The organism is Bordetella tumbae (assembly GCF_054780995.1).
This window is the reverse complement of record NZ_BAAGVG010000005.1, coordinates 97,455-122,107: the sequence shown is the minus strand read 5'-3', so window position 1 is coordinate 122,107 and position 24,653 is coordinate 97,455. Positions and strand designations below refer to the sequence as shown.

Below are 24,653 nucleotides of genomic sequence, written 5' to 3'. Positions count from 1 at the left end.
GTGGGCTGGCGGACGATTCGTCCTGCCGTTTGATACGGAGCCTGACCATGAATCCTTTTTTGCATGAGCCCGTTGCCGTGTGCACGGAGCCCCTTTCTTATTTCGCCGTGCGGCGTCCAGCACGATGGCCGTTCACGGGACGTACTCGTCTTGGCGCTGACGGCATGCGGGTGGCGCAACGCCGCTTGGCACGTGCGGTTGGCCGCGTTGCGATCGCCAGTGGGTTGGCGCTGATGGCGATGCCTGTCCATGCCTTGGACGCGAACTCGGCGACTGTCGAGCAACTCGAAGCGATCAATGGCGTAGGGCCTCGTACCGCCAAAATCATCGTCCAGGAGCGCGACCGTGCCGGTCCTTTCGACTCGTTGGAGGACCTTTCTGATCGCGTACGGGGTATCGGGCGTAAACGATTGGGACGTTTGCGTGCCGCGGGCTTGACGGTCGGTGCAGGCGTGACGGTGTTCGGCCCCAATTCGATTGCGATGCCGCAGTTTGCGCCGTCGCTGCCGCAGGCGACGCCAGGTGCGCCATAGGGTGTCCCTGGCGGCGTCGCGGCTTTAGCCCCGCAGTCAGGAATCCGGCGGTATGATCGATTGCATGGCTACTTTCTCATATCCCACAATCGCACAAACCGTCGGCAATACGCCGTTGGTCCGTTTGCAGCGTATCCCCAGCGCGGCGGCTCAGTCACGGGGCAACGTCGTCCTGGCCAAACTGGAAGGCAACAATCCCGCAGGCTCGGTCAAAGACCGCCCGGCGCTTTCGATGATTTTGCGCGCCGAAGAGCGCGGTGAAATCAAGCCGGGCGATACGCTGATCGAGGCGACCAGCGGCAATACGGGTATTGCGCTGGCGATGACAGCTGCGATGCGTGGTTATCGCATGGTGTTGATCATGCCGGACAATTTGTCGGTGGAGCGTCGCGCGGCCATGGCCGCCTACGGTGCAGAACTGATTTTGACTCCTGCCAGCAAGGGCGGGATGGAATATGCCCGCGACCTGGCCATGTCCATGCAGGACGAGGGCAAAGGCAAGGTCCTCGATCAGTTTGCCAATCCCGATAATCCCCGCGCCCACATCGAGGGTACGGGCCCTGAAATCTGGAGCCAGACCGAAGGGCGTGTGACGCACTTTGTCAGCGCGATGGGCACCACCGGCACCATCATGGGCGTGTCGACCTACCTGAAATCCCAGAATCCCGACGTGCAAGTCGTAGGCGCACAGCCTGCCGAGGGTTCTCAGATTCCGGGTATTCGCAAATGGCCCGAGGCCTACATGCCCGCGATTTTCGATCGCAATCTGGTCGATGCGTATGAGTCCATCGAGCAGTCCGAGGCGGAAACCATGGCGCGCCGGCTAGCCGCCGAAGAAGGCATTTTCGGTGGCATTTCGTCGGCAGGCGCCCTGGTGGCTGCGTTACGCGTGTCTGAGCGTGTCGAGAACGCCACGATTGTGTTCATCGTCTGTGACCGCGGCGACCGGTATCTGTCTACGGGCGTATTTAACGAGAAGTCCGCCTGACCGCGTTGTCGTTGCGTCTCAGCGCCCCATGCGTGTTTCCAGTTCAGCCGCCAGGTCGGCGACGGCCGTGGCATAGAAATAGCTGCGGTTGTACTGGGTCAGCGCAAAAAAGTTAGGCGTTGCTGTCCGGTACTGCACCGTACCGCGGGCTTCTTCGACCAGGTCTACGACGCCGAGGGGGCGATCCTGCCAGCTTTCGGTGCTGGCTCCTGCCGCCACCCGGGCGCCGGCGGCCTGCAGGCTGCGCCAGGTTTGCGTGGGCGTGAGCCCGCCTGTAGCCAGGGCGGATGGGTCCGCCGGTAACAACACGGGGGCAAAAACGGGCAGTCCGCGTAGCCATCCGTGCTCGACCAGGAAATTGCCGACCGACATGACAGCGTCGTTCACGCTGCTGTTCAACCTGATATGACCATCGCCATCGCCGTCAACGGCGTAGCGCATGATGCTGCCAGGCATGAACTGCGGCATACCGATCGCCCCGGCGTATGAGCCTTTGGCATTCATATCGAGCTTGTCCTGTAGAGACAAGGTAATGAAATCGGCCAGCTGCCCGCGGAACATCTCGGCCCGTTCGGGTTTGTTCGGGTCGGGGTAATCAAAGGCCAGCGTGGTGAGCGCATCCAGGACACTGAAGCTGCCCATGTTGCGGCTGTACAGCGTTTCCACGCCGATGATGGATACGATGATCGAGGCTGGTACGCCATAGCGTTGCGCCGCCTGATTCAGCAATGCCTGGTTTTCCTGCCAGAATTCCACGCCCCATTTAATGCGTTTGGGCTCGACAAAACGGGCGCGATAGGTATTCCAGCTGCGCCATATCTTGCGTCCAGGCGGAGACGGGGCGATCAAGCGTGCCACCGTCGCGTTGTAGCGAGCCTCGGTCAAGGCCTGCTCGATAGGCTCAAGGGGCAAGTTACGTTCGGCTGCCAGGCGTTTGGCAAAGGCCTGGACTTCGGGCCGCAGCGTTCCTCTTGGTGTGAGGGCTGCAGGCGGCTCACCCGTCGGCTGGGCGGGGCCTATGCGCGTAGGCGTGACGCCAACGGGTGCCTTAGAGGGAGTTTGGGCCTGGGATGAGCCCGAGGGTGCGGTATTTGCACAACCCGCCAATACCATGAATACCGTGCCGATTTGCACGAACCGCCGACAGATGAACATAATCTTCCTTATGGAGACCATGTATCTTACCCATCCGCTGTGCAAACTGCATGAAATGGGCAGTTGGCACCCCGAATGCCCAGAGAGGCTGGATGCTATTGCCGACCAATTATTGGCCAGCGGATTAGCACCATTTCTGCTGGAGCAGCAAGCCCCTGCGGCGACGCGCGAGGCGATTTTGCACGTGCATTCCAAGGATCATCTGGATGGCTTGCGGGCGCGCTCTCCCGCCGAGGGCTATAGCGCGATCGATCCCGACACGTTGATGAACCCGTACACCTACGAGGCGGCACTGCATGCTGCCGGGGCGGGCATTGCGGCGGTGGATGCGGTGATGCAAGGCCAAGCGGCTAATGCTTTTTGTGCCGTGCGTCCACCGGGACATCATGCACGGCCCGATGCAGCTATGGGCTTTTGCTTTCTGAACAATATCGCGATTGCGGCGCAGCACGCCATGCACACATACGGTGTACAGCGGCTGGCCATCATTGATTTCGACGTGCATCACGGCAATGGCACTGAGGAGATGTTTGCGGGTGACGAACGGGTGTTGATGTGCAGCTTTTTCCAGCACCCGTTTTTTCCCCATAGCGGCGCCGAGAGTCCCGCCGCCAATATGGTCAATGTTCCGGTTCCTGCCTATACTGGGGGCGCGGCCATACGTGAGTTGGTGCAGGACGCCTGGTTGCCTCGCCTGGAGGTACATGCGCCCGAGTTGATTTTGGTCTCCGCGGGGTTTGATGCCCACCGCGAGGACGATATGGGCCAGATGGCGCTGGTCGAAGCCGATTACAGTTGGATGACCGAGCAGATCATGCAGGTGGCTGATCGTCATGCGCACGGCCGCATCGTCAGCATGCTGGAGGGCGGTTACAACTTGTCAGCGCTGGCGCGCAGCGTGGTCGCTCATCTACGGGCTCTCACAAAGTTGTAGAATCAACGAATTGTGCAATGCGGGACCGGCCCAAGGCCGGTCTATTATTCTTAAGCTTAGGAGGCTGCTGGATGAAGGTGCTGGTACCTGTAAAGCGCGTTGTTGACTATAACGTCAAGGTGCGCGTGAAATCGGATCAAACGGGCGTGGATATCGCGAACGTGAAGATGTCCATGAACCCCTTTGACGAAATCGCCGTCGAAGAAGCCACGCGCCTGAAGGAAAAGGGCGGTGCCACCGAGGTGATCGCCGTTTCTTGCGGCGTTGCACAGTGCCAGGAAACCCTGCGCACGGCAATGGCCATCGGCGCCGACCGCGGCATCCTGGTACAGACCGACGCTGAACTCCAGCCGCTGGCCGTGGCCAAGCTGCTCAAGGGCCTGGTCGAAAAAGAACAACCGCAGCTGGTCATCCTGGGCAAGCAAGCCATTGACGACGATGCCAACCAGACTGGCCAGATGCTGGCCGCGTTGCTGGACTGGCCGCAAGCCACTTTCGCCAGCAAGGTCGAAGTCGCGGGCGACAGCGTCACGGTGACCCGCGAAGTCGACGGTGGTCTGGAAACGATCAAACTGTCGCTGCCGGCCATCATCACGACCGACCTGCGCCTGAACGAGCCGCGTTACGTCACGCTGCCCAACATCATGAAGGCCAAGAAAAAACAGCTGGACACCGTCACCCCCGAGGAGCTGGGCGTGGATGCGGCGCCTCGCCTGAAGACCTTGAAAGTCACCGAGCCACCCGCCCGCAAGGCCGGTATCAAGGTGGCCGACGTGGCCGCGTTGGTCGACAAACTCAAGAACGAAGCGAAGGTGCTCTAAGATGACGACGCTGGTTATTGCCGAACACGACAACGCCCAACTAAAGGGCGCCACCCTGAACACCATCGCTGCCGCAGCCAAGCTGGGCGGTGATGTCCACGTGCTGGTCGCCGGCAGCAATGCGAAAGCCGTTGCTGACCAGGCTGCACAGGCTGCCGGTGTGGCTAAAGTCCTGCTGGCCGATGCGCCGCAACTGGCCGAAGGCCTGGCGGAAAACCTGGCTGCGCAAGTCCTGGCCGTGGCGTCGAACTACAGCCACATTTTGTTCCCGGCCACCGCCTCGGGCAAGAACGTCGCTCCGCGCGTGGCTGCAAAGCTCGACGTGGCACAGATCTCCGACATCATCGGTGTCGAGTCTGCCGATACCTTCCAACGCCCGATTTACGCTGGTAACGCCATCGCTACCGTGCAATCGAGCGACGCCGTGAAGGTCATCACCGTCCGTACGACAGGTTTCGACGCGGTTGCCGCCACCGGTGGTTCGGTCGCCGTGGAAACCATCGAAGCCGTTACCGATTCGGGCAAGTCCTCGTTCGTCGGCCGCGAAGTCGCCAAGAGCGACCGTCCTGAGTTGGCCGGCGCACGCGTGGTCGTCTCGGGTGGCCGTGGTCTGGGCAGTGCTGAAAACTTCAAGATCCTCGATCCGCTGGCCGACAAGCTGGGCGCCGCGCTGGGTGCCTCGCGTGCCGCGGTGGACGCAGGCTACGCGCCCAACGATTGGCAGGTCGGCCAGACCGGCAAGATCGTGGCGCCGCAGCTGTACGTGGCCGTCGGTATCTCGGGCGCCATCCAGCATTTGGCTGGCATGAAAGACTCCAAGGTCATCGTGGCCATCAACAAAGACCCCGAGGCGCCGATCTTCGGCGTGGCCGATTACGGCCTGGTGGGTGATTTGTTCACCGTCGTTCCCGAGCTGGCCAGCGCCCTGTAAATAGAATCATCACAGTGCGCTAAACGGGCGTGCAGAGCAGGAATTTCCTGCTCTGCACGCCCGTTTTGTTTTTTATCTTGGCGCGGTGTGAGGCTCTACTCCTCTCGCCGGGGTCAGAGCTTATATCCGCCGCTTGCCTCGATGACCTGAGCAGTCACCCACCGGCCTTCGTCGGAAGCCAGAAACGCCACCACTGCTGCGATGTCCGAGGTCTCTCCGAATCGTTCCAGCGCGGTGTCGGCTTCAATCATTTTCACCATGTCCGCATTCTCGCGGATGGCGGCGTTCATGTCGGTTCTTATCCAGCCCGGCGCGACGGCGTTTACCGTGATCCCGCGCGGCCCTAATTCCATCGCGAGCGTGTGGGTCAGGTTGTTGATGGCCGCCTTGGCCATAGAGTAGATGGGAACCGCCTGTAGTGGCCTCGCCCCGGCCGCGGATGAAATGTTGATGATACGTCCGCCGTCGGCAAGCCGGTTCAGCGCGGCCTGAACGATAAAAAACGGCGCACGGGCATGGACTGCGAACATGGTGTTCCAATTGTCGGGTGTCGCGTCTGCGAGGCCGCCCCATCCCGAATTGCCGGCATTGTTGACCACGATGTCGAGCGCTGTGCTGCCCTTTCTGTTGGCGAGTTCGCTGTCGAGCTGTTCGAATAGCGCCGGGATAGCCTCGGCGTTGACCAGGTCCGCTTGAAGCGCGAATGCGCTGCCGCCAGCTCTCTCGATGGCCATTACCGCATCCTTGGCGCCCGCTCGATTCTGACTGTAGGTCATGGCGACGGTCGCACCATCCGCCGCGAGCCGCTCGGCAATTGCCCGTCCAATGCCTCGTGAACCGCCCGTTACCAGCGCCGTCTTATTGGCTAGTGTTTTCAGCATGGGTTACCTCTGGACGGTATCGGCACTGGCGAGCTCAAGGAACAGGGCGACATGGATCGGCGGGAGCCCCTGCAACGTTCCTCCGATCGGTGACGGACGCTCCGTCTTGTCGATCAGTTGCTGTGCGGCGGTGGGGGAGATGGGCTGGCCCGGGCGCAGATAGGCCTGTTTCGCCTCATTTTCTGTCAACCCCTGCGCAATGTCGGGGACATAGGGCCAGAAATAGATCGGTGTGTTGGGTTCGATGCGCCAACTGTCGGCTAGCGAACCAGTGTCGACGACGTCATAGCCGACTGCCTGAATAAAACGCGTGACGGCTTGCTTGGCAGCAGTATCGTCGCCGGCGATGGGCAGGGTGGTTCGTTCGACGTGGCCTTTTGGCCGGGCGCTGTACTGCATATGGTGCCAGCCGAGGTTGTGAACCCCTTTGACCACTTTGGCGCCCTCCAGATGCTGTTGCACCAGTTCGCTTGACGTCAGATCCCCATTGTCGAGATCGGCCCTGCGGAAGTCTCCCATACCGGGATAGTAGTTGGTCTGGTCGAGGACGACTTTCCCTGCGAGCTTGTTGGCTGGCAGAGTCTCGAACGTCGCCAATGGAATCGCGAGCGAGACGATATCCGCGGCCGCAATGGCTTCTTCAACCGTTCCTGCGCGCGCCAGCGGGCCAAGCGCCTGGACCAGGTCTGAGAGCGATTCAGGACCCCGAGAATTGCTGAGTACGACCTGATATCCCGCCGAGACGGCCAGATGGGCGACGGCTTTGCCTACGAGGCCCGAACCGATGATGCCGAGTGTTTGAGTCATCTATGTGTCCTTTCGTTGAGAGAGCGGCGGAAACCCGCCGCCAGATTCCGTGTGACGTTTTGCATAGACCGCACTGTAAAATCGGCCATGGAATTGATAAATGGGGCTAAAAGCTACACACTGTTGTCCATGAATACATCAATCGATCTCCCCGAGATGAGAGCCTTTGTGGCGGTTGTGACCGATGGCTCCTTTACGACGGCAGCAGAGCGCCTTGGCACCGACAAGGCGCGCGTGAGCCGAATCGTTCGGCGTATGGAAGAAAAACTCGGCGCACGGCTCCTCACCCGTTCGACACGCCGCCTCAGCGTGACTGAAATCGGGCGCGATTATTTCGAGCGCGCCATGTGCATCCTGACCGCTGCGGAGGCGGCGGAGGCTGCGGTGGCACAGCAATCCAGAGAGCCCAAAGGCCTGCTCAGAGTCACAGCGGGCTCTGAGTTCGGTACGATGGTCGTCGATGGATGGATTGCAGCGTTCCTGCGGCTGGCACCGAACGTCACGGTAGAGGCGGAATATACGAACCGCCTGGTCGACATCATTCACGAAGGGATCGATGTCGCGATTCGCGTCGGTGCGCTACCGGATTCAGGGCTCTCCGCGCGCAAGCTCGGTGAAGTGGTCTACGGGCTGTATGCTGCCCCTGATTATCTGAGACGAGGGCCGATGCTGTCCGCAGTCAACGATCTGACACATCACGACCTGATCATGAAGACCTCGCGCGGCCGTCCGAATTGGATGCTGGTAAACGGACCTGATACGGAAACCGTCACAGCAGCGCCCCGCGTCGCGGTAAACAGTACGATCGCTGCAAGAAATCTGGCGCTTGCAGGGCTTGGAATCGCGCAGTTGCCTCGTTTCATGGCCGAGCCCCATGTGGGCAATGGCACGTTATCCTGCGTGCTTCCTGGCTGGGCAGAGGTCCCTGCTCCTGTTCACGCTGTATTTGCATCGAGCCGTTATATGGATCCCAAAGTGCGCAGCTTCGTGGATCTCAGTTTGAGCGCGTTCAACGACAGCGAGGCCATTCACGGCTTGCCGACAAGGCAGGCGTCAAAGGTTTAAGATTGAACAAGTGCCGCACAGCAACTGCCAACTGATTTTGGAGACACAATGCCCTACGTCACCCCATTGCAGGATTTCCGCTTTGCTCTCAAGGACTTGGCTGGCCTGGATGAGATTCTGCGGTTGCCGGGTTTTGAGGAAGTCACCCCCGATCTCGTGGACGCGATCCTGGATGAAAATGCCCGTTTTGCCGAGCAGGCCATTGCGCCATTGAATGTAGCCGGCGATACGCAGCCCCCTCAGTGGAACGACGGGCAGGTGACGACGACGCCGGGCTTTAAACAAGGATTCGCCGATTACGCGGCTAGTGGTTGGCAAGGCTTGCAGCATCCGCCGCAATGGGGCGGGCAGGGGCTGCCGAAATTGGTCGCGGCGGCACCTTGCGAGAATCTCCAGGCGGCCAATCTGGCCTTTTCCTTATGTCCCATGCTGACCGATGGCGTGATCGAGGCATTGCTGACCGTAGGCTCTGAGGCGCAGCGTCAAGCCTACGTGCCTAATCTGATTGCGGGCAAATGGACGGGGACCATGAACCTGACCGAGCCGCAGGCCGGTTCAGACCTGGCTCAGGTGGCGACCCGTGCGGTGCCTCAGGCTGATGGGACGTATCGCCTGAGTGGCCAGAAAATTTTCATTACCTACGGCGATCATGATCTGGCGGAGAACATCATTCATCTGGTGTTGGCCCGAACACCCGATGCACCTGCTGGTGTCAAAGGTATTTCCTTATTCATCGTGCCGAAATTCCTGGTCAATCAGGACGGCAGCCTGGGGGCGCGCAATGATGTGTGGTGCGCATCGCTGGAGCACAAGCTCGGCATTCATGGCAGTCCGACGGCCATTCTGCTCTACGGCTCAGGCAAGGGCGAGGCGGGCGAAGGCGCAGTGGGCTATCTGGTAGGCGAGCTCAATCGTGGCCTGGAATACATGTTCATCATGATGAATGCCGCACGTTTTGGCGTGGGGCAGCAGGGCATTGGGATATCGGAGCGGGCCTATCAACACGCATTGACCTATGCGCGCGAGCGGGTGCAGGGGCGTGCCATCGAAGGCTCCTCCGGGCCGGTGGCGATTGTCCATCACCCCGACGTGCAACGTATGTTGCTGACCATGCGGGGCCTGACCGAGGCCGCCAGGGCAGTGTCCTTTGTGGCGGCTGCGGCGCATGATAAGGGGACGCATCATCCCGATGCTGGGGTGCGAGCAAGAAATCGCGCGTTTTACGAATATCTGGTTCCGGTTGTGAAAGGATTTTCCACCGAGTCCGCCGTCGAGGTGGCATCGTTGGGGGTCCAGGTCCATGGGGGCATGGGTTTCATCGAAGAAACCGGCGCTGCCCAGTATTACCGCGACGCACGTATTCTGCCGATCTACGAAGGCACCACGGCAATTCAGGCCAACGACCTGGTGAGCCGCAAGACCCTGCGCGACGGGGGAGCGACGGCCTATGCGTGCATTGCCGCGATGAAAGACACTTTGCAGACCTTGCATACCGCCGCCGCGCGTGCCGAGCCCGACGACCGGGCCGGGTTGAATTTGCTGCGCGACAATCTGGATCTGGCGATCCAGGGTTATGACGCTGCGGTCACTTTCATCCTGGAGCAGGCGCAATCCAATGTGCGGGCGATCTACGCGGCGAGTGTGCCCTATTTGATGCTGGCCGGCATTGTGCATGGCGGGTGGCAAATGGCGCGCGCGGCGCTCGTGTGTCAGCGCCAGTTGGCCGAGGGGACGACGGACCCGTTTTATCGCAGCAAGCTTTCTACGGCGTTGTTCTATGGCGCACAGATCTTGCCACGTGCGCTGGCGCTGTCGGCATCGGTTCGTGCGGGAGGCGTGGCCAATCGCTGCGGAGCACAGTCCGATATTGCATGAAGTTATTAAACATATGCAACAAACGTATTTCCAGTGATACGGATTTGATGTAAGAATCTTCGGGTATGACTCTCGCAGTCGCTGATCATACTGATCAGCGACGCTAACTGCCACGGAGACCTTCCATGACCCAACTTCGTCTGGGCGACACCGCCCCGGATTTCGAGCAAAACACGTCCACCGGCCCGATCCGTTTTCATGAGTATTTGGGGGATAGCTGGGGCGTACTGTTTTCGCACCCGGCTGACTTCACGCCGGTTTGCACGACCGAACTCGGCTACACGGCCAAGCTGGCCGATGACTTTGCCAAGCGCAACGTGAAAGTGCTGGCCTTGTCGGTTGACGGGGTGGACTCGCACAACCAGTGGATCAACGATATCAACGAGACGCAATCCACGACGGTGAATTTCCCCATCATCGCGGACGACGATCGCAAAGTCGCCGAGCTGTATGACATGATTCACCCCAATGCCAGCGCTACGGCAACCGTGCGTTCGGTGTTCATCATTGATCCGGCCAAGAAGATCCGTTTGACCATTACCTATCCGGCCAGCACGGGGCGTAATTTCAACGAAATTCTGCGCGTGATCGATTCGCTGCAGTTGACCGATAGTCATAGCGTGGCGACGCCGGTCAACTGGCAAGACGGCGATGACGTCATCATCGTGCCGTCCCTGAAGGACGAGGCCGTGATCAAAGAGAAATTCCCGAAAGGCTACAAAGCGGTGCGCCCGTACCTGCGTATTACGCCTCAACCGAATAAGTAAATAACCAGGATGCAGATCGGCGCAACGCGTGCCGATCTGCATCAGGTGCCGCTTGCGCGCGCTCGCCTTCAGGCAGCGCGCGCTTTTTTGTTGTCGCTGCGACGGACATGCATTCTTTATTTCCAATAGCGATGAGCAATCAAAAAATGATTCTTTCCGTTTAGTTCGGCGACGCTGCACACTTGCATCCACTGTCTACAGATTCGGGTGCAAACATGCTGTATAAGAAAAAATTCTGGGCTGCATTGGCGACGGTGGCTGCGGCCTTCGTCGTGGGTTTGCCGGCTCATGCGCAAGAGAAGCAAACGTTGTTGAACGTGTCCTATGATCCTACGCGTGAGTTGTACCGTGCTGTGGATGAGGCATTCGCCAAGCAATATCAAGAAAAAGCCGGTGTGGCCCTGACCATTCGTCAATCGCACGGAGGTTCAGGTAAACAAGCACGCTCGGTCATCGACGGCCTGGACGCTGATGTAGTGACATTGGCGCTGGCGTATGACATCGACGCCATTGCCGACAAGGGCCTGTTGCCCAAAGACTGGCAAGCCCGCTTGCCGTTGAACAGCTCGCCTTACACCTCGACCATCGTTTTCCTCGTCCGCAAGGGCAACCCGAAGCAAATCCATGATTGGAATGATCTGGTCAAGGATGGCATTGAAGTCATCACGCCGAATCCGAAAACCTCGGGCGGCGCGCGCTGGAACTACCTGGCGGCCTGGGCCTATGCGCTAGAGAACAACGGCGGTGACGAAAGCAAGGCCAAGGCCTTTATCAGCGACTTGTTCAAACACGTGCCTGTGTTGGATACCGGCGCTCGCGGTGCGACGACCACGTTTGTCGAACGCGGTGTCGGGGACGTATTGCTGGCGTGGGAAAACGAAGCGTTCTTGGCCCAAGAGGAATTGGGTCCGGACAAGTTCGATATCGTCGTGCCTTCGCTGTCCATCTTGGCTGAACCGCCCGTCGCAGTCGTCGACAAGAACGTCGATCGCAAGGGCACGCGTGCCGCTGCACAAGCCTACCTGGAGTTTTTGTACACGCCAGAGGCCCAGGAAATCATTGCGCGTAATTTCTATCGTCCGACCGACAAGAACGTGGCCGAAAAGTACAGCAAGCAGTTCCCCAAAGTGAAGCTGGTGACGATTGACGATGCCATCTTCGGCGGTTGGAAAAAGGCGCAGTCCACGCACTTTAGCGATGGTGGGGTCTTTGACCAGATTTATCTGCCTAACGGTAAATAAGCCAGAGGGCGGGATGCAATCATGACTTCAGCCATGACCACGGCTGCGGGGGCGAAAGCCCCCGTTGGCCGGCAACGGAAACGACCCGGCGTCCTGCCGGGTTTTGGGCTTTCCATGGGCTTTACCGTGGTGTACCTGAGCCTGCTGGTATTGCTGCCTCTGGTGGTCCTGCCGCTCAAGAGCGCCAGTCTGGGATGGGAGGGGTTTTGGCGCGTGGTCACCACGCCGCAGGCACTGTATTCGTATCAGCTGACATTTGGTGCGGCGCTCATCGCTGCGTTGGTGAATCTGGTGTTCGGCATGGTGGTGGCGTGGGTGTTGGTGCGCTATCAGTTTCCAGGCAAGAAAATCCTGGATGCAATGGTGGATCTGCCGTTTGCGTTGCCCACGGCTGTCGCGGGGATTGCGCTGACGGCGCTCTATACCAAGACAGGTTGGCTGGGCGCGCCGCTGGAAAATTGGTTTGGCTTGAAAGTGGCGTTCTCTCCGATCGGCATTGTGGTGGCATTGGTGTTCATCGGCATTCCATTTGTCGTGCGTACCGTGCAGCCGGTGCTGGAGGACATTGAGCGTGAAATCGAAGAGGCCGCTGCCAGCCTGGGCGCCAACCGGTGGGAAACAGTGCGGCGCGTCTTGCTGCCCACCATTGTGCCTGCGTTGTTGACCGGTTTTGCCTTGGCATTTGCACGGGCAATCGGCGAATACGGCTCCGTCGTGTTCATTGCGGGTAATCGGCCAATGGTGACTGAGATTACTCCCTTGCTGATCATGTCGAAGCTGGAGCAGTTCGATTATGTCGGCGCTGCCGCGATCGCCACAGTGATGCTCGCCATCTCATTCGTCTTGCTGTTGTTCATTAACTTGTTGCAAGGTTGGCAAGCCCGACGTGGCAGGAGGTTTGCATGAGTTCTGCCGTGACGGATCGTCCCAATCACCTCACAGAGCCGCGCTGGGTGCGCGGACTGTTGCTCGGGGTCGCGCTGGCATTTTTGACACTGTTCTTGCTGTTGCCTCTGGTCACGGTGTTCGTCGAGGCCTTCAAGAAAGGCTGGGCGCTTTATCTCGCAGCGATCACCGAGCCCGATGCCTGGAGTGCAATTCAGTTGACGCTGTGGGTGGCGGCCATCTCGCTGGTGGTGAACCTGGTTTTCGGTGTGGCTGCGGCCTGGGCGATCGCAAAGTTCGAATTCCGCGGCAAACAGTTGTTGATCACCTTGATCGATTTGCCGTTTTCCGTGTCGCCGGTCGTCGCAGGGCTGGTATTCGTCGTGTTGTTTGGTTCGCAAAGCTGGATGTGGCCCTTTCTGGAGGATCACAACTTGAAGATCGTCTATGCCGTGCCTGGCGTGGTGTTGGCGACCTTGTTCGTGACCTTTCCCTTTATCGCCCGTGAGTTGATTCCGCTGATGCAGGCGCAGGGCAGCGAAGAGGAACAGGCAGCGTTGACATTGGGCGCAAGCGGCTGGCAGATATTCTGGCGTGTGACGTTGCCCAATATCAAATGGGGCCTGCTCTACGGTGCGATCCTGTGTAACGCCCGTGCGATGGGAGAGTTCGGAGCGGTATCTGTGGTGTCGGGCCATATACGCGGGATGACCAATACGCTGACGCTGCACGTCGAGATTCTGTACGGTGAGTATCAGTTTGCGGCCTCGTTTGCCGTGGCGTCGCTATTGGCGTTGCTGGCCCTGGTGACGCTGGTGATCAAAAACGTGGTCGAGTGGCGTAGCGCACGGCCCGATAGTGTCGATCAACCGATGGAGGCTCGCGCAGCCGCACCGGTTGCGGCGCCTCAGCCGACAACGGCATGATGGAGTTCCTGGCATGAGTATTGAAGTCAAAAATCTTTCGCGTCGCTTTGGTGATTTTCGTGCCCTGGACGACGTCTCTCTGCATATCGAAACCGGTGAGTTGGTAGCGTTGCTAGGCCCTTCCGGTTGCGGGAAAACGACCCTGCTGCGCATTATTGCGGGCTTGGAAACTGCCGACACAGGAAGTGTCCTGTTTGCTGGGGAGGATGCTACAGACGTGGACGTGCGCCATCGTCAGGTCGGCTTTGTGTTCCAGCACTATGCGCTCTTTAAGCACATGACTGTGTTTGAGAACGTGGCGTTCGGTCTGCGGGTCAAGCGTCGCGCACAGCGCCCCAGTGAAACGCAGATCCGTCAGAAAGTGCACGAGTTGTTGAACCTGGTGCAGTTGGATTGGCTGGCGGATCGTTATCCGGCGCAGTTATCAGGTGGGCAGCGCCAGCGTATCGCGCTGGCTCGTGCATTGGCCGTCGAGCCGCGGGTGTTGTTGCTGGACGAACCCTTTGGTGCGTTGGATGCCAAGGTGCGCAAGGAACTGCGCCGCTGGCTGCGCCGTCTGCATGACGAGTTGCATGTGGCAAGCGTGTTCGTCACGCACGACCAGGAAGAGGCCCTGGAAGTCGCGGACCGTGTGGTGTTGATGAATGCCGGCCGCATCGAGCAGGTAGGCACGCCGCGCGAAGTCTGGGAGCACCCGGCCACACCATTCGTGTATGGGTTCTTGGGCGACGTCAATCAGTTGGCCGGTCATGCGACCAATGGCGTCTGGCATGCACATGGCGTCGAGCTGCCAGCCCCCGATCTGGCCAAGGCCCATCAGCAGCAGGCGATTGCCTATGTGCGTCCGCACGAGATTGATCTCGCGCGTGACAACGGTTTGGGGCAGGGGATTCCCGTGCGCCTGAACCATGTGTATTTAGCTGGCCCGAGCGCCTATCTGGAACTGGAACGTCAGGATATCCAGGCCACGATCGAAGCTCAGGTGCCGGAGCAACTCTATCGTGAACTTGAACTGAAGGAAGGTGAAAGCTTGCTGGCGCGACCGCGCCGTGCTCGAGTTTTTGCCGCGGCATAACTATGACAGTCATTGATTCCGCACTAGACCCGGCCGTGGCCATGCGTTGGCAGGCGTTGCAAGAACGTCTGGCCGAAATTGCCCGGCAGTATCCCGACGCCGCGCTGGCATCGTCACTGGCGGCCGAGGATATGTTGTTGACGCACGCTATCTACGATGGCGGCTTTCCGTTAGAGGTATTTACCTTGGACACTGGCCGTCTGCATGCAGAAACGCTAGGCATGATCGACGCCGTGCGCGAGCGCTACGGCCGTGAGTTGACGATCTATTGCCCCGATGCCGAGGCGGTGGATCAGTATGTGAAAACGCACGGAGCCCATGCTTTCTATGAAAGTGTGGACCTGCGCAAGTCCTGTTGCCAGATCCGCAAGGTCGATCCCTTGAAGCGCGCTCTGGCAGGCCGTGGCGCCTGGATCACAGGGCAGCGCCGTGCTCAGGCCGCCACGCGCGGCGAGCTGCCGGAGGCCGAGCAAGACCCCGTGTTCGGCCTGTACAAATACAACCCCCTGGCCGCCTGGAGCGAAGAAGACGTGTGGCATGTCATTCGCGCTCTGGACATCCCCTACAACCCGTTGCATGACCAAGGCTATCCCTCGATCGGCTGTGAGCCTTGCACGCGCGCCATTCGCCCGGGCGAGGACGTGCGGGCGGGACGGTGGTGGTGGGAATCATCCGACTCGAAAGAGTGCGGCCTTCATGCGGGCAACCGAGTGATCTCGGTCGTCGCGGCACAAGAAAAATCGACTTCTGTATAAAAGGAAAATCATGTCTGTCGTTCTCAATCGCAGCCATCTCGATTGGCTGGAATCCGAAGCGATTTACATCCTGCGCGAAGTGGCGGCCGAATGCGCCAAACCCGTGTTGCTGTTCTCCGGGGGCAAGGATTCGGTCGTGCTGTTGCGGCTCGCGGAAAAAGCCTTCCGCCCGGGCCGGTTTCCGTTTCCGCTGATGCATATCGACACGGGCCATAATTTTGACGAAGTGATTGCATTTCGCGATCAACGTGCCGCCGAGCTGGGTGAGACCCTGATCGTGCGCAGCGTTGAGGACTCCATTCGCCGCGGCAGTGTGGTGTTGCGACGCGAGACCGACTCACGCAACGCCGCACAAGCAGTCACGCTGCTGGAGTCGATCGAAGAGTTCGGCTTTGATGCATGTATCGGCGGCGCACGTCGCGACGAAGAAAAGGCGCGTGCGAAAGAGCGTATTTTTTCGTTCCGCGATGAGTTCGGTCAATGGGACCCCAAGGCTCAGCGCCCCGAGTTGTGGAATCTCTTCAACACCCGTGTGCACAAGGGCGAAAACATGCGGGTGTTTCCGATTTCGAACTGGACCGAATTGGATGTGTGGCAATACATCCAGCGCGAACAGTTGGCGCTGCCGTCGATCTACTACAGCCATCAACGCGACGTCGTGCGCCGCAAGGGCCTGCTCGTGCCCGTGACGCCGCTGACGCCGCCGCAGGACGGCGAGCAAGTCGAAAACCTGGCCGTGCGATTTCGCACGGTGGGCGATATCTCTTGCACGTGCCCCGTGGCGTCTGATGCTGCCGATCCCTTGGCCATTATTGCCGAGACAGCTGTGACCGATATTACCGAGCGCGGTGCGACGCGCATGGATGACCAGACTTCCGAGGCCTCGATGGAGCGCCGCAAGAAAGAAGGCTATTTCTGAACTGATTACCGGACTTCGACATGAATGCTGTGAATGACTCTTTTTTGCCGGACACCGACAATGGTGTTCTGCGTCTGATTACGGCCGGCTCGGTAGATGACGGTAAATCGACCTTGATCGGGCGTTTGCTGTATGACAGCAAGGGCGTGTTTGCCGATCAGCTGGATGCGATCTCCCGCGCTAAATACAAGCGCGTGGCGGGTGACGGGATTGATTTCTCGTTGTTGACTGACGGCCTGGAGGCCGAACGTGAGCAGGGAATTACGATCGATGTGGCCTACCGCTATTTCTCGACCCCGCTGCGCAAGTTCATCGTGGCCGATGCCCCGGGGCACGAGCAGTACACACGCAATATGGTGACCGGCGCATCGACCGCCGATGCCGCGATCATCCTGATCGACGCGACGCGGGCTGCCGATGGCCAACTGCTGACGCAGACCAAGCGCCATAGCACCATTGCTCATTTGCTCGGCATTCGCCATATCGTGGTGGCGGTCAACAAGATGGATCTGGTTGACTGGGATCAAGCGGTATTCGAACGCATCCGTGATGCGTATGCGGAGCTCGCGCGCCGCCTGAATATCGCGCACTATCACGTGCTGCCGTTGTCAGCGCTCGAAGGCGACAACGTCGTCAATCGTTCGGATAAAACGCCGTGGTATGACGGCCCGCCGCTGTTGAGTCTGCTGGAACAGCTGGGTGGCACCGATAGCGAAGCAGCCGTGCGTCCATTGCGGTTTCCCGTCCAATGGGTGTCGCGTCATGGTGGCGATAGTGCAGAGGATTTTCGTGGTTATGCCGGCCGTATCGCCAGTGGCGAATTGCGTCCCGGCGATGACGTGGTGATTCAGCCGTCCGGCGTTGCCGCGCGTGTGAAAGAGGTTCTGGCATTCGATCGCGCTGTAGACGTCGCGGTTGCCGGTGATTCCGTCACTGTCGTGCTGGATCGCGATGTGGATGTGTCGCGCGGCGATGTGTTGTCGCATGCTGCAGCCCCCGCGCGCGTGGGGCGTGAGTTCGAGGCGGAGTTGTGCTGGTTGGATACGCAAGCCTTGAATCCCGCTCGCAAGTATTTGCTCAAGCATGGCACGCGTCTGACGTCGGCCAAGATTCGCGGCGTGTTGACGCATCGTGATATTCACGAGTTGCAAGAAGTCGAAAACCACAGCGGCACCTTGAACATGAATGAGATTGGCCGTGTGTCGTTTGCGACGCGTGAAGCATTAGCGGTCGATCGTTATACCGATGCGCCGGCAACGGGAGCATTCATTCTGATCGACGAGGCAACACATCAAACTGCAGCTGCAGGCATGCTGCGTTAAGTCGTCGCCTGTCTTCGAGCGAGTCAGAATTCATCACACACTGCTCGTGAGTTCGATTCGAACTGGCGTCGCTGTCTGAATGCCCAGGCCGTGATTCTTGTTGGGACGAAAATGAGCCTCATTGGCCGCCGCCCGTAGGGGAGGCGGCCTGTTGTTTTTAGGCTAAACCCAATATCCATGCGGGTTTCCGGCCGATTTCCAAAGTATGAAATCGATTCTTCAGACGGCGGGCCCGTCTTGGGGTAAAGTGAGATTTCGCTCGATGAGGGCATTTGGGGCTTGCTGAAAGTACTGGTTTTTTGTACAGTACTTTCATGGAACGCACCAATCACGTTTTTCCCGCCGGTTCTGGGTCCCCGGCTGCCGCCCCCGCCGCCTTGCGCGGCCGGGGAGCGGTTACTAATGTTCGGCATCGATTCGAACAGACCGAGCGTGAGCCCGCCGATGACGGCTGGTCCAGTGGTCAGGTGGCGGCTTCCCAGGACGATGTCTCTGATGCCGATATCGCCGGTGGTTACATTCCCATCGTTGCCGAATCGACACTCAAGACCACAGTGACGTCCGAACAGGCGCGCAAGCTCCTGTCACGTAACGATTCTCCCGATATTCCCTTTGATGTAGCCGTGAACCCCTATCGTGGGTGCGAGCATGGCTGCGTTTATTGTTACGCCCGGCCGACTCACGCCTACCTGGGGTATTCCCCCGGGCTGGATTTCGAGACGCGCCTGATCGCCAAGGCCAATGCCGTCGATGTGTTGCGAACCGAGCTGTCGCGCCCGGGATATCGCGTCTCGCCGATCAATATCGGCTCGGCGACGGATGTATATCAGCCCATCGAGCGCGAATGGCAATTGACGCGCGGTGTGCTCGAGCTTTTGCTGCAAACGCGGCATCCCGCCACGATCGTCACCAAAAACGCCCTGATTGAACGTGATCTGGATCTGTTACAGCCCTTGGCAGAACAACGGTTGATTACGGTGTACGTCAGCGTCACGACCCTGGATACAGAGATGGCGCGCACCCTCGAGCCGCGTGCGTCTGCCCCTTGGAGACGCATTCAGGCCGTGCGCACCCTGGCCAACGCCGGGGTGCCTGTGGGTGTGCTGGTGGCGCCCATTATTCCGTTTATCAACGACGAGTCTCTCGAACGCATCTTGCAGGACGCACGCCAGGCAGGCGCCTGCTATGCCAGCTATACCGTGCTGCGCTTGCCCTGGGAGGTCAAGGCCGTTTTCCAGGAATGGCTGGAGGCCCATTTCCCCGATCGCGCGCAACGCGTGCTGCACCGCATCGAGGATATGCGCAATGGCCGACGCAACGACCCTCAATTTGGCACGCGTATGCGCGGCACGGGCCTGTGGGCCAATTTGCTGCGCCAGCGTTTCAACTTGGCCGTACGCAAACTGGGGTTGAATACCACTCGTCCCCAGTTGGTCACGCATTTGTTCCAAGCGCCCAGGGCGGTCAGCCCGGCGTCCTCTGTCTCGGCTGCTTCGGTAGCAGGGCAGGGTTCATCCCGGCAATCGAAATCCTCGTCGCCGCTTTCGTCTTCACCGCAGTTAGCGCTGTTCTAACCGGAGCCTTTCATGTCCACTGCCACGCTTGCTTCCGATACCGTTGTTTCTTTGCCTTCGCGGCTGCCGACCTGGGTGCCACGCATTTTGGCGCGAGCCGCGGTCGGCGTGCTGCGTCAGCCCGCCAAATGGCCTTTTTCTTCTGGTTTGTCTCAGGGGCGTCATCGCGCCTTGGCGCCAGCTGCGCAATCGGATGTCATCGGTTCTTCCGCCGTTGCCCAGCCGATAGACGCACCGGCCGTTGATGTTCAGCCAGTCGTTCAGCCGACGCCAGCTGCTCGGATTTCTCAGCCGATCGTGAGTGCTGCTCAGGCCCAAATGTCCGCCGCTGCACTCCCGATGGATACGATGGCCGCGCACAGCCAGTCCATGGGGACGGCCAGCCGAGCCTTGAGCCAGGGCGTGACCATGCGCCAAATGGTGGGCGATGTCTTGCTGGTCGCGATGTGGGGAGCGTTGATTCCGGGGTTGATGTGGCTGGGGGCGGCCGCTGGGTTTTGAGCTTTCCCGCGCTGAGGGTGAGTGGGCCCTATACGGCAGTTTTCCCTAAGGCGTCCAGACCTCATCTGCGCAGCAGCGGCTGTTCGGAAACGCTTCTAACTAGACCCGAGCAGGATAACGCCCGCCAGAATGGCCAAGCATCCCAGTAGCCGTCCGACGCCGACTTTTTCCCTCAGGAGAAACATGCCGGCGAGGGTGCCCAGCATCATCGACATTTCCCGGGCAGGGGCGACCAGGCTTAACGGTGCGCCGTTGCGCAGGGCATAGAGCACCAGGATATAGCCCAGCGGCGACAGCAGACCGACGGCCCATGCGAGGCGCCAATATCCCCGCATGGCTTGCCAATTTTCCGCACGGCGCTTCATGACGTGTGGCGCCATCATGACGGTACGCGTGGCACACGTGAACCAGTCAAAGAGCACCGGCATGATTAACAGCACCTTGACGCCATAGGCGTCTACGACGGTATACGTCGCGATGAACAGGCCGATGACGATGCCCCAGCGCACCCCCAGCCATGCCTGAGGCTGGCGGAATAACGACAGTTTGCCTTGCGTAGCAATCAGCAGCACGCCGCCGACGACGCACAGCATACCGATGATCCCCGTTGTCGTTGCGGGCTCACCCAGTAGTAAAAAGGCGCCGGTGGTAGACAAGAGCGGGCCCGTGCCGCGGGCAATGGGATATACCACCGACAGATCCGCGACCTGATAGCCGCGTTGCAGACAGAGGCTGTAACCCAGATGCAGGGCGCTGGACGCCAGGATGCACACAATGACGGGCCAGCTCCAGACCATCCCTTCGTGCAGCAGGATCCATATCACCCAGGGGGCGTATAACAGGGTGGCGCATAGCCCATAGGCAAAGACAAATACTGGCCCCACCATCGCGGCCCGCTTGGCCAACAGATTCCACGAGGCGTGGGCCATGGCCGCCAAAACGACCAATATCAGGGACGCGTAAGACATGGGTGCGGCAGTTGCTATATATGACAGAAATATGACATTTAGATGTGCAAGGGTACTGCTAAAACCGCCTAAAAAGGGGACGGTGTTGCACGAGGCGTGGGATTTCCACCCGCGTGCGGGCGGTATGTACGTAAAGTGTTGATTTGATGTAGAATGCTGGGTTTACCACAAACCTCATCCTCTGCTTGCGTACAGCAAAGGTCCCGGCCCTGGTCGGCGCCCCATGCAAAAACAGCGCAAGGCACGATGATCTCGGAGTTCTCATGAACCTCATCGCTATCCTGGAACAGGAAGAAATCAAGCGCCTGACCGGCGACAAGACCGTACCCGAATTCGCCCCTGGCGATACCGTCGTGGTCAGCGTCAACGTCGTTGAAGGCACTCGCAAACGTGTGCAGGCCTACGAAGGAGTCGTGATTGCCAAGCGCAACCGCGGCCTGAATTCGTCCTTCATCGTGCGCAAGATCTCGTCCGGCGAAGCCGTCGAGCGTACGTTCCAACTGTATTCCCCGCAAATCGCCGGCATCGAAGTCAAGCGCCGCGGTGATGTGCGTCGTGCCAAGCTGTACTACCTGCGCAGCCGCTCGGGCAAGTCGGCTCGTATCAAAGAAAAGCTGGTCATCAAGCAAGCCAAATCGGCTTGATTGGTCTCGGTGTGATGCCCGCTCAGGCAGGATCACACCGCGCTTCCCGGCGATCCGGGTTAAAAAGGCACCTATCAAGGTGCCTTTTTTAACGCTTGTAGCAGGTATGCCCGACCCTTCGTCTCGTCCCCGCCGGCCTCCCGCCGTCATGCAATTCGATCCCGCCGCTCAGCCCTGGCAGCCCGCTGATGCCGGTCTGACCGCTATCGCGCCCGATCTGCTCGTGCCTCAACGATTGCGTGGGGTGCTGAGCCACGCAGGACCGTGGCCCCAGGATCCGCTAGGTTCGACCGAATACCGCCACCCCGGACGCGAGGGTACGCCAGTATTGGCAGCGGTCTTGATCCCCATGGTTGTTCATCCCGAAGGGGTGAGCATCATGCTGACGCAACGTACGGCACACTTGTACGATCATGCCGGCCAGATCAGTTTTCCGGGCGGGCGTGTGGAAACGACGGATGCGTCGCCCATCGCGACGGCGTTACGCGAGGCCGAAGAAGAAACCGGCCTGTCTGCCGAGTATGTCGACGTGCTGGGTTCGATGCCCGCTTATTTGACGTCGACGGGGTTTTCCATCACCCCGGTGTTGTCGCTGGTGCGCCCGGGTTTCACGCTGAAGCCCGATGTCTTCGAAGTCGCCGAGATATTCGAGGTACCTCTGACTTTCTTGACGAACCCCGCCAATCACCGCCTCTATCGAGGGCCATTGCCCGATGGACGCGAAAGGCTGTATTACGCCATGCCCTGGCATCAGTACTTTATTTGGGGGGCCACGGCGGGCATGTTGCGCAACCTGTATCACATGCTGCGCCATGGGTTGACGGCTGACATGGGTGGGGCGTCATTCGGGCGGTGACCATGCAAGTCCCTTTCCCAATCAGGTCAATAGCGCTGCTGTGCGGCCTCGCTTTCTTCGAGGATGCGCCGATACAGCGCATAACGCCCTGCATCGATCTCCCCTGCCTGTAGTGCCGCCACGACGCCGCAGCCCGGCTCGTGCCGGTGCGTGCAGTTATAAAAACGGCAACGTTCAATATGCGCGGTGAATTCCGGGAATCCTCGCAAGATATCGTCGCCCGACAGGTGCTGTAAACCGAACGCTTGAAATCCCGGAGAATCAATCAAATCGCCGCCCGGCGCAGGCAAGTGATACAGGCGCGTACTCGTGGTCGTGTGTCGACCCATGTCCAACGCTGACGAGTATTCTCGCGTCGCCGCGTCGGCATCAGGCACCAGTGCATTAAGAAGCGTCGATTTGCCCATGCCGCTTTGGCCCAGCAGCAGCGTGGTTTTGCCGGCCAGCTTTTCCGCCAGTGCGGCATGTACTGAGGGCCGGTCATGAGCGCTGAGTTCGATGATGGGAACGCCTAAGGCACGCACGGACGCCAGGCGTGCGCGGGCCGCGGTGACACCGGTTTCCAGATCGACTTTGTTCAGAATGATCAGCGGCTCGATCCCGGCGCTCCACGCGCCCGCCAAGGCTCGCCCCGCCAGATCGTCTGAAAAGGTCGGTTCGACTGCGACCACGATCAGCAATTGGTCGACATTCGCCGCAAACTGCTTGGAACGCATTTCGTCCGAGCGGAATAGCAGATTGCTGCGCGGCAAAATGGCATCGATTGCCCCCTCGTCACGCCCTTGAGGGGCGACGCGTACCCTATCGCCTACGGCTGCGCCCGCTTTTTTCCCACGAGGAAAGCAATGGCGCTCCGATCCGTCGGGGAATTCCACCACATAGTGGCGGCCGTGTGCCGCAATAATGCGGCCTTCTAATGGCTGGCTGCTGGCGCTCATGCGTGCTGCGTCAGGTGGCGGATGCGCACGGCGGCGGGCGGGTGGCTATCGTAAAAGGCAGAGTGCACAGGGTCGGGAGTCAGAGTGGCGGCGTTGTCATCGTACAGTTTGACGAGCGCCGAGACGAGTTGTTCGGATGAGCTTTGGGTGGCGGCGTAACGGTCGGCCTCGAACTCGTCACGGCGAGAGTACCAACTGGCGACCGGGGTCAACATAAAGGTAAACACGGGTATTACCAAGAAAAACAGCAATAGTGCCATCGCATCATTGCGGCCATTCAGGCGTGGCAATACGCCCAACCCCTCGTAGAACCAGGGTTGTTGCGCCAACCAGCCCAGTACTGCAAAAAACAGCAGGGCGGCGCCCAGGCTCAGCACAATACGTTTGACGATGTGGCGTTTGGCAAAATGCCCCAGCTCATGCGCCAGCACAGCCTCGATCTCGTCCGCATTCAGGCGCGCCAGCAGCGTGTCGAAAAATACAATGCGGCGCGATTTGCCAAAGCCCGTGAAATACGCATTGCCATGCGCCGAGCGGCGCGAGCCGTCCATGACAAACAGGCCATTGAGCGCGAAACCGCAGCGCTGGGCCAGCTGTTTGATCCGGTTCGCCAGATCAGGGTCGGATAGCGGCGTGAATTTATTGAACAGCGGTGCAATGAAGGTCGGGAAAATGAACAGCAACAGGAGGTTGAATGCTGTCCATAAGCCCCACGCCCATAGCCACCATAGGCTGCCGGCACTCGCCATCAACCACAGAATGGCCGCTGCCAGAGGGGCGCCCAATATCAGCGACACCAGTATCCCTTTGACCAAATCCGAGGCAAACAGCCCTGGAGTCATGCGGTTAAAGCCAAAACGGGCCTCGAGTTTGAACTGACGCCACAAGGTAAAAGGCAAACCCAGCACCCCCAGCAGTAGCGCGACGCTGCCTAATAACATCAGTTGACGCAGCAGGTCGTTCGAGGTGAGCTGGGCCACTGCCAGATCGATGGCCTGCAGGCCGCCCACCAACGTCAGGGCTACCAGAATGGCCGCGTCGTACACTCGTTCCAGCATCCCCAGCCGCACGCGCGCTGCCGTGTAGTCCGCGGCACGCTGGTGGCTCGCCAGGCCGATACGTGGCGAAAACTCAGGGGGGACCAGGTCTCGGTGGCTGGCGACATGGCGGATCTGGCGCATGGCCAGCCATTGGCGCACACAGAGATCGGCAACCAGAAAGGCGACAAACAGCAGGGTCAGAGTGGTCAGTGGCACGGAATTGGCGTTACGTATGAGAAAATGTGGTGTTTT

25 protein-coding genes are annotated in these 24,653 nt (G+C 59.7%); 19 read left to right on the top strand and 6 right to left on the bottom strand.

From position 1 onward, the window contains the following. The first annotated feature begins 47 nt into the window (after positions 1-47). A complete protein-coding gene (locus ACYVI2_RS04815) occupies positions 48-533 on the top strand; it encodes a ComEA family DNA-binding protein (RefSeq protein WP_415819524.1) in 486 nt (161 codons plus the stop codon). A gap of 64 nt (positions 534-597) precedes the next feature. Further along, positions 598-1,521, top strand: coding sequence for a cysteine synthase CysM (gene cysM / locus ACYVI2_RS04810; protein WP_415819523.1), 924 nt, complete (start codon positions 598-600; stop codon positions 1,519-1,521). 18 nt (positions 1,522-1,539) lie between these two features. On the opposite strand, the gene mltB is transcribed toward cysM, so the two are convergent. Next, positions 1,540-2,676 (bottom strand): lytic murein transglycosylase B, encoded by a 1,137-nt coding sequence (gene mltB, locus ACYVI2_RS04805; protein WP_415819522.1) that lies wholly within the window; start codon positions 2,674-2,676, stop codon positions 1,540-1,542. Between the two features lie 10 nt (positions 2,677-2,686). Here mltB and ACYVI2_RS04800 point away from each other — a divergent pair, with 10 nt between their 5' ends. The 3 genes from ACYVI2_RS04800 (at position 2,687) to ACYVI2_RS04790 (ending at position 5,362) form a co-directional block, all read left to right on the top strand. Further along, positions 2,687-3,610 carry a histone deacetylase family protein gene (locus tag ACYVI2_RS04800; protein WP_415819582.1) on the top strand — a complete coding sequence of 308 codons (924 nt, stop codon included), beginning with the start codon at positions 2,687-2,689 and terminating at the stop codon, positions 3,608-3,610. Between the two features lie 71 nt (positions 3,611-3,681). After that, on the top strand, positions 3,682-4,431 hold the full coding sequence (locus tag ACYVI2_RS04795) for an electron transfer flavoprotein subunit beta/FixA family protein (protein WP_415819521.1): 750 nt from the start codon (positions 3,682-3,684) through the stop codon (positions 4,429-4,431). 1 nt (position 4,432) lies between these two features. Next, positions 4,433-5,362, top strand: a complete 930-nt coding sequence (locus tag ACYVI2_RS04790; RefSeq protein WP_415819519.1) for an electron transfer flavoprotein subunit alpha/FixB family protein — start codon at positions 4,433-4,435, stop codon at positions 5,360-5,362. 113 nt (positions 5,363-5,475) lie between these two features. Here ACYVI2_RS04790 and ACYVI2_RS04785 read toward each other — a convergent pair whose 3' ends face one another. Together ACYVI2_RS04785 and ACYVI2_RS04780 are read right to left on the bottom strand one after the other, a co-directional pair. Then, positions 5,476-6,243, bottom strand: coding sequence for an SDR family NAD(P)-dependent oxidoreductase (locus ACYVI2_RS04785; RefSeq protein WP_415819518.1), 768 nt, complete (start codon positions 6,241-6,243; stop codon positions 5,476-5,478). 3 nt (positions 6,244-6,246) lie between these two features. Next, positions 6,247-7,050 (bottom strand): NADPH-dependent F420 reductase, encoded by an 804-nt coding sequence (locus tag ACYVI2_RS04780; protein ID WP_415819517.1) that lies wholly within the window; start codon positions 7,048-7,050, stop codon positions 6,247-6,249. 129 nt (positions 7,051-7,179) lie between these two features. Here ACYVI2_RS04780 and ACYVI2_RS04775 point away from each other — a divergent pair, with 129 nt between their 5' ends. From ACYVI2_RS04775 to ACYVI2_RS04720, 12 genes are all read left to right on the top strand, one after another. Further along, on the top strand, positions 7,180-8,115 hold the full coding sequence (locus ACYVI2_RS04775; RefSeq protein WP_415819515.1) for a LysR family transcriptional regulator: 936 nt from the start codon (positions 7,180-7,182) through the stop codon (positions 8,113-8,115). A 48-nt stretch (positions 8,116-8,163) separates the two neighbouring features. Beyond that, on the top strand, positions 8,164-9,990 hold the full coding sequence (locus ACYVI2_RS04770) for an acyl-CoA dehydrogenase (protein WP_415819514.1): 1,827 nt from the start codon (positions 8,164-8,166) through the stop codon (positions 9,988-9,990). 125 nt (positions 9,991-10,115) lie between these two features. Continuing rightward, positions 10,116-10,757, top strand: coding sequence for a peroxiredoxin (locus tag ACYVI2_RS04765; protein WP_415819513.1), 642 nt, complete (start codon positions 10,116-10,118; stop codon positions 10,755-10,757). A 215-nt stretch (positions 10,758-10,972) separates the two neighbouring features. Next, positions 10,973-11,998 carry a sulfate ABC transporter substrate-binding protein gene (locus ACYVI2_RS04760; RefSeq protein WP_415819512.1) on the top strand — a complete coding sequence of 342 codons (1,026 nt, stop codon included), beginning with the start codon at positions 10,973-10,975 and terminating at the stop codon, positions 11,996-11,998. A gap of 21 nt (positions 11,999-12,019) precedes the next feature. After that, positions 12,020-12,904 carry a sulfate ABC transporter permease subunit CysT gene (cysT, locus tag ACYVI2_RS04755; RefSeq protein ID WP_415819511.1) on the top strand — a complete coding sequence of 295 codons (885 nt, stop codon included), beginning with the start codon at positions 12,020-12,022 and terminating at the stop codon, positions 12,902-12,904. Continuing rightward, positions 12,901-13,809 carry a sulfate ABC transporter permease subunit CysW gene (gene cysW / locus ACYVI2_RS04750; RefSeq protein ID WP_415819510.1) on the top strand — a complete coding sequence of 303 codons (909 nt, stop codon included), beginning with the start codon at positions 12,901-12,903 and terminating at the stop codon, positions 13,807-13,809. The genes cysT and cysW overlap by 4 nt, the downstream gene beginning before the upstream one ends. A gap of 13 nt (positions 13,810-13,822) precedes the next feature. Continuing rightward, a complete protein-coding gene (locus tag ACYVI2_RS04745; protein ID WP_415819509.1) occupies positions 13,823-14,884 on the top strand; it encodes a sulfate/molybdate ABC transporter ATP-binding protein in 1,062 nt (353 codons plus the stop codon). A 2-nt stretch (positions 14,885-14,886) separates the two neighbouring features. Beyond that, on the top strand, positions 14,887-15,639 hold the full coding sequence (locus ACYVI2_RS04740) for a phosphoadenylyl-sulfate reductase (protein WP_415819508.1): 753 nt from the start codon (positions 14,887-14,889) through the stop codon (positions 15,637-15,639). A gap of 10 nt (positions 15,640-15,649) precedes the next feature. Continuing rightward, the gene (cysD, locus tag ACYVI2_RS04735) at positions 15,650-16,558 is read left to right on the top strand and encodes a sulfate adenylyltransferase subunit CysD (protein WP_094820423.1); all 909 of its coding nucleotides are present in this window, start codon (positions 15,650-15,652) and stop codon (positions 16,556-16,558) included. Between the two features lie 20 nt (positions 16,559-16,578). Then, on the top strand, positions 16,579-17,880 hold the full coding sequence (locus ACYVI2_RS04730; RefSeq protein WP_415819506.1) for a sulfate adenylyltransferase subunit 1: 1,302 nt from the start codon (positions 16,579-16,581) through the stop codon (positions 17,878-17,880). A 314-nt stretch (positions 17,881-18,194) separates the two neighbouring features. Continuing rightward, positions 18,195-19,454, top strand: coding sequence for a PA0069 family radical SAM protein (locus tag ACYVI2_RS04725; RefSeq protein WP_415819505.1), 1,260 nt, complete (start codon positions 18,195-18,197; stop codon positions 19,452-19,454). Between the two features lie 12 nt (positions 19,455-19,466). After that, a complete protein-coding gene (locus ACYVI2_RS04720; RefSeq protein WP_415819504.1) occupies positions 19,467-19,955 on the top strand; it encodes a hypothetical protein in 489 nt (162 codons plus the stop codon). Positions 19,956-20,050: 95 nt separating this feature from the next. Here ACYVI2_RS04720 and ACYVI2_RS04715 read toward each other — a convergent pair whose 3' ends face one another. After that, positions 20,051-20,923 carry an EamA family transporter gene (locus tag ACYVI2_RS04715; protein ID WP_415819503.1) on the bottom strand — a complete coding sequence of 291 codons (873 nt, stop codon included), beginning with the start codon at positions 20,921-20,923 and terminating at the stop codon, positions 20,051-20,053. Between the two features lie 263 nt (positions 20,924-21,186). On the opposite strand from ACYVI2_RS04715, the gene rplS reads away from it, so the two are divergent. Together rplS and ACYVI2_RS04705 are read left to right on the top strand one after the other, a co-directional pair. Then, entirely contained in the window at positions 21,187-21,567 is a 381-nt protein-coding gene (rplS, locus tag ACYVI2_RS04710) for a 50S ribosomal protein L19 (RefSeq protein ID WP_415819502.1), read from the top strand. Positions 21,568-21,673: 106 nt separating this feature from the next. Beyond that, positions 21,674-22,423: a CoA pyrophosphatase gene (locus ACYVI2_RS04705; RefSeq protein ID WP_415819501.1), complete on the top strand. Its 750-nt coding sequence runs from the start codon at positions 21,674-21,676 to the stop codon at positions 22,421-22,423. A gap of 26 nt (positions 22,424-22,449) precedes the next feature. Here ACYVI2_RS04705 and rsgA read toward each other — a convergent pair whose 3' ends face one another. Both rsgA and ACYVI2_RS04695 read right to left on the bottom strand, forming a co-directional pair. Continuing rightward, entirely contained in the window at positions 22,450-23,361 is a 912-nt protein-coding gene (gene rsgA / locus ACYVI2_RS04700; RefSeq protein WP_415819500.1) for a ribosome small subunit-dependent GTPase A, read from the bottom strand. Then, positions 23,358-24,617, bottom strand: a complete 1,260-nt coding sequence (locus ACYVI2_RS04695; protein WP_415819499.1) for a M48 family metallopeptidase — start codon at positions 24,615-24,617, stop codon at positions 23,358-23,360. Before ACYVI2_RS04695 ends, rsgA begins: the two co-directional genes overlap by 4 nt. Positions 24,618-24,653: the final 36 nt, after the last annotated feature.